The 1,183-nt window shown below is 57.4% G+C and carries 1 rRNA gene (cut by a window edge); it reads right to left on the bottom strand.

The features are described from left to right. Window positions 1–1,134 (bottom strand): 23S ribosomal RNA (locus GTY47_RS09180); it reaches 2,301 nt to the left of the window's first position. Between the last annotated feature and the right edge of the window lie 49 nt (window positions 1,135–1,183).

Genomic DNA, 1,183 nt, shown 5'->3' with positions numbered 1-1,183 from the left:
TCCTTTCCCACTTAGCGTACGCTTAGGGGCCTTAGTCGATGCTCTGGGCTGTTTCCCTCTCGACCATGGAGCTTATCCCCCACAGTCTCACTGCCGCGCTCTCACTTACCGGCATTCGGAGTTTGGCTAAGGTCAGTAACCCGGTAGGGCCCATCGCCTATCCAGTGCTCTACCTCCGGCAAGAAACACACGACGCTGCACCTAAATGCATTTCGGGGAGAACCAGCTATCACGGAGTTTGATTGGCCTTTCACCCCTAACCACAGGTCATCCCCCAGGTTTTCAACCCTGGTGGGTTCGGTCCTCCACGAAGTCTTACCTCCGCTTCAACCTGCCCATGGCTAGATCACTCCGCTTCGGGTCTTGAGCGTGCTACTACAGCGCCCTATTCGGACTCGCTTTCGCTACGGCTTCCCCACCCGGGTTAACCTCGCAACACACCGCAAACTCGCAGGCTCATTCTTCAAAAGGCACGCAGTCACGAGAACAAGGCAAGCCTTGTTCCGACGCTCCCACGGCTTGTAGGCACACGGTTTCAGGTACTATTTCACTCCCCTCCCGGGGTACTTTTCACCATTCCCTCACGGTACTATCCGCTATCGGTCACCAGGGAATATTTAGGCTTAGCGGGTGGTCCCGCCAGATTCACACGGGATTTCTCGGGCCCCGTGCTACTTGGGTGTCTCTCAAACGAGCCGCTGACGTTTCGACTACGGGGGTCTTACCCTCTACGCCGGACCTTTCGCATGTCCTTCGCCTACATCAACGGTTTCTGACTCGTCTCACAGCCGGCAGACCGTGAAAGAGAGATCCCACAACCCCGTATACGCAACCCCTGCCGGGTCTCACACGCATACGGTTTGGCCTCATCCGGTTTCGCTCGCCACTACTCCCGGAATCACGGTTGTTTTCTCTTCCTGCGGGTACTGAGATGTTTCACTTCCCCGCGTTCCCTCCACACTGCCTATGTGTTCAGCAGCGGGTGACAGCCCATGACGACTGCCGGGTTTCCCCATTCGGAAACCCCCGGATCAAAGCCTGGTTGACGACTCCCCGGGGACTATCGTGGCCTCCCACGTCCTTCATCGGTTCCTGGTGCCAAGGCATCCACCGTGCGCCCTTAAAAACTTGGCCACAGATGCTCGCGTCCACTGTGCAGTTCTCAAACAACGACCAGCCACCC

Source organism: Streptomyces sp. SID5464 (genome assembly GCF_009862985.1).
GTDB lineage: Bacteria > Actinomycetota > Actinomycetes > Streptomycetales > Streptomycetaceae > Streptomyces > Streptomyces chartreusis_D.
Note: the sequence above shows the minus strand (reverse complement) of the source record. Positions and strands in the feature narration are given on the sequence as shown.